The sequence below is a fragment of the Enterobacter cloacae complex sp. P13B genome (assembly GCF_014895915.1).
In the GTDB taxonomy this organism is placed as follows: Bacteria; Pseudomonadota; Gammaproteobacteria; order Enterobacterales; family Enterobacteriaceae; genus Enterobacter; species Enterobacter bugandensis.
Genome location: NZ_JADBQN010000010.1, coordinates 302,894 through 317,265, shown reverse-complemented (window position 1 = coordinate 317,265; position 14,372 = coordinate 302,894). Strand labels below are relative to the sequence as shown.

12 protein-coding genes are annotated in these 14,372 nt (G+C 56.8%); 9 read left to right on the top strand and 3 right to left on the bottom strand.

Features of this window, described 5'->3' with window-relative positions; translation table 11 throughout:
• From IM273_RS06940 to flgL, 4 genes are all read left to right on the top strand, one after another.
• Positions 1-1,092 carry a flagellar basal body P-ring protein FlgI gene (locus IM273_RS06940; RefSeq protein WP_028012706.1) on the top strand — a complete coding sequence of 364 codons (1,092 nt, stop codon included), beginning with the start codon at positions 1-3 and terminating at the stop codon, positions 1,090-1,092.
• The gene (gene flgJ, locus IM273_RS06935) at positions 1,092-2,045 is read left to right on the top strand and encodes a flagellar assembly peptidoglycan hydrolase FlgJ (protein ID WP_041910522.1); all 954 of its coding nucleotides are present in this window, start codon (positions 1,092-1,094) and stop codon (positions 2,043-2,045) included. Before IM273_RS06940 ends, flgJ begins: the two co-directional genes overlap by 1 nt.
• 75 nt (positions 2,046-2,120) lie before the next feature.
• Entirely contained in the window at positions 2,121-3,761 is a 1,641-nt protein-coding gene (flgK, locus tag IM273_RS06930) for a flagellar hook-associated protein FlgK (RefSeq protein ID WP_193050289.1), read from the top strand.
• A gap of 14 nt (positions 3,762-3,775) precedes the next feature.
• Positions 3,776-4,729 (top strand): flagellar hook-associated protein FlgL, encoded by a 954-nt coding sequence (gene flgL, locus IM273_RS06925; protein WP_048999996.1) that lies wholly within the window; start codon positions 3,776-3,778, stop codon positions 4,727-4,729.
• A 74-nt stretch (positions 4,730-4,803) separates the two neighbouring features.
• Here flgL and IM273_RS06920 read toward each other — a convergent pair whose 3' ends face one another.
• Complete coding sequence (locus tag IM273_RS06920) at positions 4,804-6,018, bottom strand: MFS transporter (protein WP_028012710.1); 1,215 nt, start codon at positions 6,016-6,018, stop codon at positions 4,804-4,806.
• 109 nt (positions 6,019-6,127) lie between these two features.
• On the opposite strand from IM273_RS06920, the gene IM273_RS06915 reads away from it, so the two are divergent.
• Complete coding sequence (locus IM273_RS06915) at positions 6,128-7,066, top strand: LysR family transcriptional regulator (RefSeq protein ID WP_028012711.1); 939 nt, start codon at positions 6,128-6,130, stop codon at positions 7,064-7,066.
• A gap of 41 nt (positions 7,067-7,107) precedes the next feature.
• On the opposite strand, the gene rne is transcribed toward IM273_RS06915, so the two are convergent.
• A complete protein-coding gene (rne, locus tag IM273_RS06910) occupies positions 7,108-10,215 on the bottom strand; it encodes a ribonuclease E (protein ID WP_193050287.1) in 3,108 nt (1,035 codons plus the stop codon).
• Between the two features lie 572 nt (positions 10,216-10,787).
• On the opposite strand from rne, the gene rluC reads away from it, so the two are divergent.
• Positions 10,788-11,735 carry a 23S rRNA pseudouridine(955/2504/2580) synthase RluC gene (gene rluC / locus IM273_RS06905; protein ID WP_028012713.1) on the top strand — a complete coding sequence of 316 codons (948 nt, stop codon included), beginning with the start codon at positions 10,788-10,790 and terminating at the stop codon, positions 11,733-11,735.
• 79 nt (positions 11,736-11,814) lie between these two features.
• Here rluC and IM273_RS06900 read toward each other — a convergent pair whose 3' ends face one another.
• On the bottom strand, positions 11,815-12,399 hold the full coding sequence (locus tag IM273_RS06900; protein WP_193050284.1) for a nucleoside triphosphate pyrophosphatase: 585 nt from the start codon (positions 12,397-12,399) through the stop codon (positions 11,815-11,817).
• A gap of 140 nt (positions 12,400-12,539) precedes the next feature.
• On the opposite strand from IM273_RS06900, the gene yceD reads away from it, so the two are divergent.
• From yceD to plsX, 3 genes are all read left to right on the top strand, one after another.
• The gene (gene yceD, locus IM273_RS06895) at positions 12,540-13,061 is read left to right on the top strand and encodes a 23S rRNA accumulation protein YceD (RefSeq protein ID WP_021240759.1); all 522 of its coding nucleotides are present in this window, start codon (positions 12,540-12,542) and stop codon (positions 13,059-13,061) included.
• Positions 13,062-13,077: 16 nt separating this feature from the next.
• On the top strand, positions 13,078-13,251 hold the full coding sequence (gene rpmF, locus IM273_RS06890; protein WP_003857964.1) for a 50S ribosomal protein L32: 174 nt from the start codon (positions 13,078-13,080) through the stop codon (positions 13,249-13,251).
• An 80-nt stretch (positions 13,252-13,331) separates the two neighbouring features.
• Positions 13,332-14,366 (top strand): phosphate acyltransferase PlsX, encoded by a 1,035-nt coding sequence (gene plsX, locus IM273_RS06885; protein ID WP_028012715.1) that lies wholly within the window; start codon positions 13,332-13,334, stop codon positions 14,364-14,366.
• The last annotated feature ends 6 nt before the right edge of the window (positions 14,367-14,372 follow it).

Sequence of the window (14,372 nt, the reverse complement as noted above, 5' to 3'; positions counted from 1 at the left end):
ATGTTTAAATCGATCTTCGCCGCGGCGCTGGTTCTTGTCGCAACGTTTGCCCAGGCCGATCGCATTCGCGATCTCACCAGCGTTCAGGGCGTCCGCGGGAACTCGCTGATTGGCTATGGCCTGGTGGTGGGGCTGGACGGTACCGGTGACCAGACGACCCAGACGCCGTTTACCACCCAAAGCTTAAACAACATGCTTTCCCAGCTCGGCATTACCGTGCCGGCGGGAACCAACATGCAGCTGAAAAACGTGGCCGCGGTAATGGTCACTGCCTCATACCCGGCGTTTGCGCGCCAGGGGCAGACCATTGACGTGGTGGTCTCCTCAATGGGTAACGCCAAAAGCCTGCGCGGCGGTACGCTGCTGATGACCCCGCTGAAAGGCGTCGACAGCCAGGTCTACGCGCTGGCGCAGGGGAACATCCTGGTCGGCGGGGCAGGCGCATCCGCTGGTGGAAGCAGCGTACAGGTGAACCAGCTGAACGGCGGGCGCATCACCAACGGTGCGATCATCGAGCGTGAACTGCCGACCCAGTTTGGCGCGGGCAACACCATCAACCTGCAGCTGAATAATGAAGACTTCACGATGGCGCAGCAGATTGCCGACACCATCAACCGCAGCTATGGCAATGCCACGGCACTGGATGCGCGTACCGTGCAGATCCGCACCTCCACCGGCAGCAGCAACCAGGTGCGCATGCTGGCGGATATCCAGAATCTGGAAGTGAACGTGCCGGTGCAGGATGCCAAAGTGATCATCAACTCCCGTACGGGCTCCGTGGTGATGAACCGGGAAGTGTCGCTGGATAGCTGTGCCGTGGCGCAGGGTAACCTGTCGGTGACGGTTAACCGTTCCGCCAACGTCAGCCAGCCGGATACACCATTTGGTGGCGGCCAGACGGTAGTGACGCCGCAAACGCAGATTGATTTACGCCAGAGCGGCGGTTCCCTGCAGAGCGTGCGCTCCAGCGCCAACCTGAACAGCGTGGTACGTGCCCTGAACGCCCTGGGCGCGACGCCGATGGATCTGATGTCCATTCTGCAATCGATGCAAAGCGCGGGCTGCCTGCGCGCCAAACTGGAAATCATCTAATGTTGACCGATAGCAAACTGTTGACCAGTGCCGCCTGGGACGCCCAGTCGCTCAACGAACTGAAAGCCAAAGCAGGTAAAGACCCGGCGGCGAATATCCGCCCGGTTGCCCGCCAGGTGGAAGGGATGTTTGTACAGATGATGCTGAAGAGCATGCGCGAAACCCTGCCGAAAGACGGGATGTTCAGCAGCGATTCAACGCGTCTCTACACCAGCATGTATGACCAGCAGATTGCGCAGCAGATGACCGCCGGTAAAGGCCTCGGTCTGGCTGACATGATTGTCAAACAGACCGCCGCCGCACAGGGTGTTCAGCCAGAAGAGCAGCCGCCGCAGGTGCCGATGAAGTTCGACCTCGAAACGGTGACCAGTTATCAGAACCAGGCGCTGACGCAGATGGTGCGTAAAGCGATACCGAAGGCAACGGGCAGCGGCGACGAGGCGCTCTCCGGTGACAGCAAAGACTTCCTGGCGCAGCTTTCTCTGCCGGCACGGCTTGCCAGTGAACAGAGCGGCGTGCCTCACCACCTGATTCTGGCCCAGGCCGCGCTGGAGTCGGGCTGGGGCCAGCGCCAGATCCGCAAGGAAAACGGCGACCCGAGCTTCAACATCTTCGGCGTGAAGGCCACCTCCAGCTGGAAGGGGCCGACCACCGAGATCACGACTACGGAATACGAGAACGGCGCGGCGGTGAAGGTGAAAGCCAAATTCCGCGTCTACAGCTCGTATCTGGAAGCCTTATCCGATTATGTAGGCCTGCTGAGCCGAAATCCGCGTTATACCGCCGTTACGCAGGCGGCAACGGCGGAGCAGGGCGCTCAGGCCCTGCAAAACGCGGGCTACGCGACCGACCCGAACTACGCGCGCAAGCTTACCAGCATGATCCAGCAGCTGAAATCCATGGGCGAGAAGGTCAGCAAAGCCTATAGCACAGATATCGAAAATCTGTTCTGAAAGTTCTCAAGTCCCGGTGGAGGTTGCCGATAACCTTCATCAGGACTCGTGTGTGAACGTATAAAAGGAACCCCCATGTCCAGTTTGATTAACAGCGCCATGAGTGGCCTCAGTGCCGCGCAGTCGGCACTCAATACCGTCAGTAATAATATTTCAAGCTATAACGTGGCAGGTTACACCCGCCAGACGACGGTGCTGGGTGCATCTAACAGCACGCTGACCGGCGGTGGCTGGGTGGGTAACGGGGTGTATGTCTCCGGTGTCCAGCGTGAATATGACGCTTTCATCACCAACCAGCTGCGCGCCGCGCAGACCCAGAGCAGCGGCCTGACGACGCGCTACCAGCAGATGTCAAAAATTGACGATGTGCTCTCCGATACCACCAACTCGCTCTCCACCACGCTGCAGGATTTCTTTAAGAGCCTGCAAACGCTGGTGAGCAACGCGGAAGATCCGGCCGCGCGCCAGACGGTGCTGGGAAAAGCGGATGGTCTGGTTAACCAGTTTAAAACTAACGATCAGTATCTTCGCGACCAGGATTCGCAGGTGAATACCGCGATTTCAACCAGCGTGTCGCAGATCAACAACTACGCCAAACAGATTGCCAACCTGAACGATCAGATCTCCCGTCTGACCGGCGTTGGCGCGGGCGCATCCCCGAATGATTTGCTCGACCAGCGCGATCAGCTCGTCACTGAGCTGAACAAAATCGTGGGCGTGGAAGTCTCTGTGCAGGATAGCGGCACGTATAACATCTCTTTCGGCAATGGTTACAGCCTGGTGCAGGGCAGCAAAGCTAACCAGCTGGCGGCCGTGAAGTCCAGCGCCGATCCGTCCCGTACCACTATCGCCTACGTTGATGACGTGGTGGGTAATGTCGAGATCCCGGAAAAGACGATCGCGACCGGTTCGTTAGGCGGTTTGCTGACGTTCCGTGCTGAAGATCTGGATAAAGCTCGTAACACCCTGAACCAGATGGCGCTGGCGTTTGCTGACGCGATGAACAAACAGCATGAGGCCGGTTTTGATGCCAATGGCGATGCGGGCGGTAAGCTGTTCGACTTTGGTTCTCCGGCCGTGCTTTCCAACAGCAAGAATAGCGGCACGGCGGCGGTCACTGCCACCGTTGCGGACAGCACCAAAGTTCAGGCAACGGACTATACGCTGCAGTTTAACGGCACCGACTGGACCATCACCCGTGCCTCGGACAAGACCAGCTTTACAATGAGCCCGGATGCCAGCGGTAATCTGTCGTTTGATGGCCTCAACGTGAACGTCAGCGGTTCGGCAAATACCAAAGACAGCTTTACCGTGAAGCCCGTGGCCGATGTCATCATGAATATGGAATTGTCCATCAGCGACGAGTCCAAACTGGCCATGGCTGCGGTGCAGAACGGCGGTGAGAGTGACAACCGCAACGGGCAGAAAATGCTCGATCTGCAAAACAGCAAAGTGGTTGGCGGAAACAAAACCTTTAACGATGCCTATGCCTCACTGGTGAGCACCGTAGGGAGCACCACCGCTTCACTGAAAGTCAGTAGCCAGACGAAAGCCAATGTGGAAACGCAGTTAACCAAGCAGCAGCAGAGCATCTCCGGGGTCAACCTCGACGAAGAGTATGGCAACCTGCAGCGGTATCAGCAGTACTACCTCGCCAACGCGCAGGTGCTTCAGACTGCCAGTACGCTCTTTGATGCAATTATCAACATTCGTTAAGGCTGAGGTGAAAAATGCGTATTAGCACCCAGATGATGTACGAGCAGAACATGCGCGGGATCACCGATTCCCAGAGCAAATGGCTGAGCTACGGTGAGCAAATGTCGACCGGTAAGCGCGTCAACCGTCCGTCGGACGATCCTATCGCGGCTTCGCAGTCCATTGTGCTGTCACAATCTCAGTCACAAAACAGCCAGTTTGCGTTAGCGCGTACCTTTGCAACGCAGAAGGTCTCGCTGGAAGATAACGTGCTGGCCCAGGTGAATACTGCGTTATCAAGCGTGCGTGAGAAGCTGGTCTATGCGTCTAACGGCACGTTAAGCGATGACGACCGTCTCTCTCTGGCGACCGATATCCAGGGGATCCGCGACCAGCTGATGAACCTGGCTAACACCACGGACGGCAACGGTCGTTTTATCTTTGCGGGATACAAAACCGAGACCGCGCCGTTTGATGCCGCAACCGGCACCTACAATGGTGGTACTGAGGCGATTACGCAGCAGGTTGATACGGCGCGAAACATGGCAATCAGCCATACCGGCCAGCAGATCTTCGAGAGCATTACCAGTAATGCGCAAGAGCTGCCGGGCGGGGGCTATGGCGACACCAACATGTTTAAAATCCTGGACTCTGCCATTGCGTCGCTGAAAACGCCGATTGAGAACGATCCGGCCGCCGCCGCCGCGCAAAGCCAGGTGATTTCCAACGCGCAAATCGGCATCAAAAACTCTCAGAACAATGTCCTGACGGTTGTTGCGGATGTGGGAACGAAGATGAACGAGCTGGAAAAACTCGATACGCTGGGCGATGACCGCGCGCTGGGTCAGACCAAGCAGATGAGCGACCTGGTTGATGTCGACTGGAACGAAGCGATTTCCTCTTACACCATGCAGCAGGCGGCCCTGCAGGCCTCTTATAAAGCGTTTAGCGATATGCAGGGCATGTCTCTGTTCCAGCTGAACAAATAACATCTTGACCTCTTGGAACATGTCTTGAAACTGGGCATGTTTTACTGCCCAATCCGTCTGGATTGGGCATTTTTTTATGCCATTTCTGCTGGTGCCGAGGCGACCCGCGCGCTTTCAATCATACGGATTGCCAGCGCAATGATGCCGCAGACCGTTGCCAGCGCAACCACGCCCGTCCAGCCAGCCAGCGTGTAAATATTGCTGCCTAACGCGGAACCCAACGCCATGCCGATAAAGATCACGGTAAAGAGCAGGGCGTTCAGACGACCCCGCGCCTGTGGCTCAAGGCTGTAAACCAGATTCTGGTGCGCGACCAGGCTGGACTGCAGGCCCAGATCGAACCCGATAGCAGAGACGGCAATCAGAATCAGCTGTCCGTGAATCCCCAGGGCGGGCATCAGGAACATCAGGGCAAACGAGACGGTCACAAGGACGGCACCAAGCTGCGTGACTTTCCCGGCACCCAGTTTATCCGCCAGGCCGCCCGCCAGCGGGGCTGCCAACGCACCGGCTGCACCTGCGATACCAAAACCACCGGCGACGGCACTCCCGAGGTGATAGCGTTCCAGCAGCATGACCGCAAGCGTAGACCAGAAGGCGCTAAAGGCTATCGACAGAAAACCCTGGGCCAGCGCGGCACGGCGCAGAGCGGGATAGCGACGCCACAGATGTTCCATCGAGCGCAGCAGAGCGGGATAGCTCAGCGTGGAGTGAACGGCGAAACGAGGGAGTACGGCCCACATCACCACGCCGATAAACGCAATACTTCCCGCAGCCAGCTGATACATCACGCGCCAGCCAAACGCTTCGCCCACCACGCCGCTGACGGTTCGGGAGAGCAAAATACCCAGCAGCAGACCGGTCATCACCGTACCCACGGTTTTCCCCTGTTTGCCTTCCGGCGCAAGGATCGCCGCAGCCGGGACAATATCCTGCGCCATGGTGGCGGCCATGCCGATGAGCAGGCTTGCCAGCAGCAGGGAGTGGATCTGTCCGGTCAGGCTACAGCCCAGCAGGAACAGCGCCAGGGCCGCGCTCTTTATCAGGATTAACGTTCTGCGGTCGTGGCGATCGCCGAGCGGCAGCAGGAACAGGATCCCTAAGGCATATCCCGCCTGGGTGAGGGTCGGGACCAGGCCCATTCCTTCGATACTCAGGTGAAGGTCGGCGCCCATCAGAGGCAGCAGAGGCTGGGCATAATAGATGGATGCCACGCTGAAGCCTGCACCGAGCGCCAGCATTAGGATTACCCAGCGGCTTACGGCATGGGCGGCGGTTGTTGTGTTCATAAGACGTTCCTCATTCATCGTGTGAGGCTATTTTTCATCAGTACGCCTTGCGGCGGTAGCGGGCGCGGTGGTAAAACGCTTATACGTTGAACGTATAGATGAAAAGTAAATGAAAAGAGCTGAGCGTATAGACAGGGTAGAGCTGATGCGGACGTTTGTCCGCATTGTGGAGGCGGGTTCCCTTTCTGCGGCGGCACGGCAGCTGGACACCACCCAGGCCACGGTGAGCCGGCGGCTGCAGTCGCTTGAGACAATGCTGGGCGTGCGTCTGATGTTGCGCACCACCCACACGACGCGGCTGACGGATGACGGGGAGCGCTGCTATCAGCATGCCCGTCGGGTAATTGACAGCTGGCTGGCGCTGGAAGATGAGGTGGGGCAGACGGAAGATGAACCTGTAGGCGTGCTGCGGGTGCGGGCACCGCATGCGTTTGGTCAGGATCAGCTCCTGAAACCACTAACCGAATTTCTACAGCGTTATCCGCAGCTTTCTATTGAGTGGATGCTCAACGATCGGTCGGCTGATTTTCTGGGCGACAACCTTGACTGCGCTATTCGGGTGGGAATGGAAGTCGACCCGGCGACCGTGTCCGTGCTGCTGGCCGAAGTGCCGCGCTCGGTGGTGGCTTCTCCGGCATTGCTGGACCGCTTTCCGACGGTTAACACCCCGGAGGATCTGCAGCAGCTTCCCTGGATTGCCATCAGCTCTTTCTACCAGCGCCATGTGGAGCTTTTTCACGAGGCATCATCCGCCACCGCGCGCGTGATAATTACCCCACGCCTGAGCACCGACAGTCTGTATGTCGCACGCAATACGGCACTCACCGGTCTTGGCGTGGCGGTAGTATCCAGCTGGACGGTACAGGATGATATCCGGGAAGGTCGGCTGGTACATTTGCTGCCAGAGTGGCAGCCGGCGGCGTTACCGGTGCATCTGGTTTACCCCTGGTCCCGGTATTATCCGGCGCGCTTGCGGCGATTTCTGGAGCTAATGCGGCAGATCATGCCGGAAGTCACTGGGATGAGAAAGCCCGTGCAGCAGCCATAAAAAAAGCCGACCCGAAGGTCGGCTTTTTACTTTCTGCGTCGTTATTCGACAGACTGCGGACGCGTTGCTGGTGCAGTCGCCTGATGCGTTGCACTGTGGCCGCCTGCAGCGCCTTTACCGTCAAAGCTGAACGCCGGGCGAACCCAGTCGCTGTGACGCGGTGCTTCAGGCACATACTCTGGTGCCGGAGCGCGCGTCATCGGCGCTGTCGCAACGTGAGCAGGCGCAGGAGCGGCAACAACCTTAACCGGCTCTGGTTCCACTTCAGGCGCTTTCGCTTCTTCAACAACCGGTTCAACCTGAATCTCAACGTCCTGAACGATTTCTTCAGTGGTGGTTTCGACGAGGGTTTCAGCGGCTTCTTCCACTGCGGCTACTGGTTCAGCCTCTTCAGCGACTTCCTCAGCCACCACGACATCTTCTTCGGCGATAATCTGCGGTGCGGCATCAACCGGCGCGGCAATCACTTCAGGATGGGTGGTTTCGACGTCCACTGCGTGTGGTTCTGCCGCTTCAACAACCTGAGGTTCAACCACGGTTGCTGCTTCGGTCACAGCGCCTTCAACCGCTGCTACAGGAGCAATCACCTCTTCGGTCACAGCCTGCTCTTCAACAGCCTGCTCCAGGCGAGCGACCGGATAACGGATCCAGACTTTGCCGGATGCCATTTCTGGTGACGCGCACGCCACGGTCAAAGGCATTGGAGACTGAGTCGGATAACGCTCGTCACGGTAGCGACGACGACGCTGGCCACTTACGCGCAGATGACGCGGAGAACGGCGGGAGCGACGCGGCATACCTGCGTTGTCACGGTTTTCACCGTTTTCATCCTGCTCAACGTTATTGTCCACAACGGCTGGCAGGTCAACTTTTGCAACCTGCGTGCCTGTTGCGGTTTCTGCCGCTTCAGCCGCAACTACGGTGGTTTCTTCTACCGGAGCCGCACCAATGCGCACTTTCTGTGCCAGCTGGCGCTGCTTACGACGAGGCATCACCTGAGTACGTTCTTCCTGCTCGCCGTCCTGCTGCTCAGCGGGCTCTTCGCGGTTCAGGTTTTTAACTTCCTGCTGCGCCTGACGCTTCTCGTCGTTACGACGACGGTTGCGTTCGCGGCGTGGCTGCTGCTCGTCGCGCTGCTTGCTCTTCTCGGACTCATCGCCCGCCTGCTGGCGAATTTCACGATCTTCAACATTCTGCTGCTGTTTCTCGCGACGGTTGCGACGGTTGTCTTCGCGCTGTTCACGGCCTTCGTTATTGTCTGAACGGCTGTCACGACGCTCGTTACGGTCGCTGCGGTCGTTACGATCGCGGCGGTTGTTCTGACGCTTGCGACGGTCCTGCTGACGTTCAGGTTTGGCAGCTTTAGGTTCTTCTTTCGGCTGCTCTGGCTGAACTTCTTCACCCGCAAACATCTTCTTCAGCGCGCCGAAGAAGCGGCTCAGCAGACCCGGTTGCGCCGGCTGGGCTTTCACTGCCGTTGCTTCTGGTTTCTGCGCCGCCGGTTTGGCTGCAGGTTTTTCCAGCGCCGCTTCCGGTGGTGCTTCAGGCATAATGAAGGTCGCTAACGCAGGCTGCTCTGGGAGTTTGCGCTCGGCAGGTTCTTCATCGGAAGGCAGCGCCATCTCTTCTTCATGCAGCTTCGGCAGCAGGTAGCTGAGGGTGCTGGTCTCTTCGCCCTTACGGACACGCAGCACGTGATAGTGCGGGGTTTCCATCTGGTCGTTTGGCACGATGATGCAGCGAACGCCGCCCTGACGCGCTTCGATTGCGCTGACCGCTGCACGTTTTTCGTTCAGCAGGTAGGAGGCAATCGGCACAGGCACAATGGCGTGAACCTCTTTGGTGTTCTCTTTCAGCGCTTCTTCTTCAATCAGACGCAGGATAGAGAGAGACAGCGATTCGTTATCACGCACGGTGCCGGTGCCGGAGCAGCGCGGGCAGACGTGATGGCTGGACTCACCCAGCGACGGGCTCAGACGCTGGCGGGACATCTCCAGCAGGCCGAAGCGCGAGATGTGGCTAATCTGGATACGCGCGCGATCCTGACGCACCGCTTCACGCAGGCGGTTTTCAACCGCGCGCTGGTGGCGAACAGGAGTCATGTCGATGAAGTCGATAACAATCAGACCGCCCAGGTCGCGCAGGCGGAGCTGGCGGGCGATTTCATCAGCGGCTTCAAGGTTGGTGTTGAAGGCCGTCTCTTCGATGTCCCCGCCGCGGGTTGCACGCGCGGAGTTGATGTCGATAGCGGTCAGCGCTTCGGTGGTATCGATAACGATAGAACCGCCGGACGGCAGGCGCACTTCACGCTGGAAGGCGGACTCGATCTGGGATTCGATCTGATAATGGCTGAACAGCGGGATTTCACCGGTGTACAGTTTAATTTTGCTGGTGAAATCCGGACGACCCAGCGCGGCGATGTGCTGGCGAGCCAGCTCAAGCACTTTCGGGTTATCGATCAGAATCTCACCGATGTCCTGACGCAGGTAATCACGGAAGGCACGCACGATAACGTTGCTTTCCTGGTGGATCAGGAACGGAGCAGGGCGGCTTTCTGCGGCTTTCTGGATAGCTTCCCAGTGCTTCAGACGGAAGCTCAGGTCCCACTGCAGCGCTTCGGCAGATTTGCCCACGCCCGCGGTACGCACGATAAGCCCCATGCCATCCGGCAGCTCAAGGCTTGCCAGCGCTTCTTTCAGCTCGGTACGGTCATCACCTTCGATACGGCGAGAGATGCCACCCGCGCGCGGGTTGTTTGGCATCAGCACCAGATAGCTCCCCGCCAGGCTGATAAAGGTGGTCAGTGCGGCACCCTTGTTGCCGCGCTCTTCTTTATCAATCTGAACGATAACTTCCTGACCTTCACGCAGAACATCTTTGATGTTTGGGCGGCCATGGGCGTTGTAGTTTGCAGGGAAATATTCGCGGGCGATTTCTTTCAGAGGGAGGAAACCATGACGCTCAGCACCGTAATCGACAAATGCAGCTTCAAGGCTTGGTTCAATGCGGGTGATTTTACCTTTGTAAATGTTCGCTTTTTTCTGTTCGTGTCCAGGACTTTCGATATCCAGATCGTACAGGCGCTGCCCATCCACAAGGGCGACACGCAACTCTTCTTGCTGAGTTGCGTTGATTAACATTCTTTTCATCGTAACTTACTCGTTATTCTTACATTGACGACAAAGCTGCGGGCAAGGTGACGCTTTCCGGGGTATGAACCGATGGCCTCGTGTCTGTTCACGTCGCCAACCTCACGGTTGTCGCTCGCTTAAGAGGCGCAGAGTGTCGGTTGCCTGTATTTCATACGGAAACACAGCGCAATTATCAGGGGAATTGCCTGGGTAGAACTCTCCAGAGAACAATCCTTATACCGGGAAGTACTGCAACCCGCAGCCCGCTAACTGCCTGAAAGATCAATACGTCTTACGCCATTGCTGCGTGGATGATCGGTCAGACAAAATTGGTCATTCCGTCGACATCCTTACAAAACCCGGATTTAACGCGGAAAACAGCCCCATTATTCCACTGCTCGCCGGGTTATAGCAAGATGACTTTTACCAATTATCACCCGGTTACTCACAGTTTCTTCACCTCAAGGTGGTGATTGGTTTAATAACCACCAAATCGATTGCGTGAAACGGGGCGCAGGCCGGATAAAAGTAAATATAAGCATAGAAAAATGAGTGGCGCTAATGGCTGACGATATTTAGAATCGCCAACCATGAAAACAGAGACTCCAGCCGTAAAAATGGTTGCTATCGCGGATGACTACGCGGGGCAACGCATCGATAACTTCTTGCGCACCCAACTGAAGGGCGTGCCAAAGAGTATGATTTACCGCATCCTGCGTAAGGGCGAGGTGCGTGTGAATAAAAAACGCGTGAAGCCTGAGTATAAGCTCGAAGCCGGTGATGAAGTGCGTATTCCACCGGTTCGCGTGGCTGAACGTGAAGAAGAGGTGGTTTCGCCGAAGCTGCAAAAAGTCGCGGCCCTGAGCGATGTCATCCTTTATGAGGACGATCATATTCTGGTGCTGAATAAGCCATCGGGTACCGCGGTCCACGGTGGTAGCGGTCTGAGCTTCGGCGTGATTGAAGGGTTACGTGCGCTGCGTCCGGAAGCCCGTTTCCTCGAACTGGTTCACCGCCTGGACCGTGATACATCAGGCGTGCTGCTGGTAGCGAAAAAGCGTTCAGCGCTGCGTTCCCTGCACGAGCAGCTGCGTGAAAAGGGCATGCAGAAAGATTATCTGGCGCTGGTGCGCGGTCAGTGGCAGTCCCACGTGAAGGTGGTGCAGGCCCCGCTGCTGAAGAACATTCTGCAAAGCGGCGAGCGCATTGTGCGCGTGAGCCAGGAAGGGAAACCGTCGGAGACGCGCTTTAAGGTTGAAGAGCGCTATGAGTTTGCCACGCTGGTGCGTTGCAGCCCGGTGACGGGGCGTACCCACCAGATTCGCGTGCATACCCAGTTTGCGGGCCATCCGATTGCGTTTGATGACCGCTACGGCGATCGCGAGTTCGATAAGCAACTGGCGGGTACGGGCCTGTCGCGTCTGTTCCTGCATGCGGCAGCGCTGAAGTTTACCCATCCTAATACCGGGGAAGTTATCCGTATTGAAGCGCCGCTGGACGAGCAGTTGAAACGCTGCCTGAAGGTTCTGCGCGGCTGATTATGTGCCGGGTGGCGCTGCGCTTACCCGGCCTACGAAACCCGTAGGCCCATGCAAGCGAAGCGCCGCTGGGCATAACTTACACGATCAGCGGATTACACTCTTCTCGCCGTAACATCTGACACAAGGCAATCAGCGGCAATCCCACCAGTGTGTTCGGATCCCGCCCATCCAGTTTGTCGAACAGCGCAATCCCCAGTCCTTCACTCTTAAAGCTTCCTGCGCAGTTCAGCGGACGTTCCCGGCGCACGTAGTCCATAATCTCCTGTTCGCTAAGATGGCGGAAGTGCACGTCGAACGGCTCGCATTCGGTTTGCAGATGGCCGGAGGCGGAGTTATAGAGCGCCAGGCCCGTGTAAAAGGTCACGATAGTGCCCCGCGCACGCAGAAGCTGCTGGCAGGCATTCTCCTCCGTATGGGGCTTGCCGGTGATTTCGCCGTCCAGCACGCAAACCTGATCGGAGCCTATAATCAAATGTGCAGGATAACGTGCGGCCAGCGATTGCGCTTTCTTTTTAGCGAGACGCGTCACCAGATGACGCGGTGATTCGCCCGGCTGCGGCGTCTCATCAACGTCCGGCGCGGCGCATGCAAACGGGATCCCGAGCTTTTCCAGCAGCGTTCGACGGTAGGGAGAAGTGGAAGCAAGGACGAGATTTGGCATATTTTTATCACCAGATATAGCGTATCGATGCCAGCCATTTTAAACTACAGGCCGCAATGTGTGCGAATAATTGGCAAAAGGCAGCTCTGGTTGCCTTTTTCTTTGACTCTATGACGTTACAAAGTTAATATGCGCGCCCTATGCAAAAGGTAAAATTACCCCTGACTCTTGATCCGGTTCGTACGGCTCAAAAACGCCTTGATTACGAAGGTATCTATACTTCCGATCAGGCCGAGCGTATTGCCGAATCTGTAGTCAGTGTGGACAGTGATGTAGAATGCTCCATGTCGTTCGCTATCGACAACCAGCGTCTCGCCGTTTTAACCGGTGATGCAAAGGTAACGGTAACGCTCGAGTGTCAGCGTTGCGGGAAACCGTTTGTACAGCATGTTCACACAACGTATTGTTTCAGTCCGGTTCGTTCTGACGAACAGGCTGAAGCACTCCCGGAAGCGTATGAGCCGATTGAGGTTAACGAATTCGGTGAAATCGATCTTCTGGCTCTGGTTGAAGATGAAATCATCCTCTCCTTGCCAGTCGTTCCGGTGCATGATTCTGAACACTGTGAAGTGTCCGAGGCGGACATGGTCTTTGGGGAACTGCCTGATGAAGCGCAAAAACCAAACCCATTTGCCGTATTAGCCAGCTTAAAGCGTAAGTAATTGAGGAGTAAGGTCCATGGCCGTACAACAGAATAAACCAACCCGTTCCAAACGTGGCATGCGTCGTTCCCATGACGCGCTGACTGCAGTTACCAGCCTGTCTGTAGACAAGACTTCTGGTGAGAAACACCTGCGTCACCACATCACCGCTGACGGTTTCTACCGCGGCCGCAAGGTTATCACTAAGTAATCGCGCGAAAGCGTGATTAGGCTTAGTGAGGATTTCCCCGTGCAAACGGGGAAGTTACCGAACCAGGCTGCGACGATACCTTGACACGTCTAACCCTGGCGTTAGATGTCATGGGGGGAGATTTTGGCCCTTCCGTGACAGTGCCTGCAGCATTGCAGGCACTGAATTCTAATTCGCAACTCACACTTCTTTTAGTCGGCAATCCCGACACAATCACGCCATTACTTGCAAAAGCTGACTTTGAACAACGTTCGCGTCTGCAGATTATTCCTGCGCAGTCAGTTATTGCCAGTGATGCACGCCCCTCACAGGCGATTCGTAATAGCCGTGGCAGCTCTATGCGCATGGCGCTGGAGCTGGTAAAAGAAGGGCGAGCGCAGGCTTGCGTCAGCGCCGGCAATACCGGCGCGCTGATGGGGCTGTCGAAATTACTGCTCAAGCCGATTGAGGGCATTGAGCGCCCGGCGCTGGTGACGGTGTTACCGCATCAGCAGAAGGGGAAAACGGTGGTGCTCGATTTGGGCGCTAACGTGGATTGTGATAGTACCATGCTGGCTCAGTTCGCCGTGATGGGGTCGGTGCTGGCAGAAGACGTGGTCGGGATCAACAATCCCCGCGTTGCGTTATTGAATATTGGTGAAGAAGAGACCAAAGGCCTGGACAGCATTCGCGACGCTGCTGAAATGCTCAAACAGGTTCCCTCCATCAACTATATTGGTTATCTCGAAGCCAATGAGTTGCTGACGGGAAAAACGGATGTTCTGGTGTGCGATGGCTTCACCGGAAACGTAACGTTGAAGACCATGGAAGGGGTCGTGCGCATGTTCCTTTCTCTGCTGAAATCTCAGGGAGAAGGCAAAAAAAGCGCCTGGTGGTTGATTTTATTGAAGCGTTGGTTACAAAAGAGCCTGACGCGGCGATTCAGTCACCTCAACCCCGACCAGTATAATGGCGCCTGTCTGTTAGGATTGCGCGGCATCGTGATTAAGAGTCATGGCGCCGCCAATCAGCGAGCATTTTCTGTCGCCATTGAACAGGCAGTGCAGGCGGTGCAGCGACAAGTCCCTCAGCGGATTGCCGCTCGCCTGGAATCTGTATTAGCTAAAAGTGACTGAGCGTAC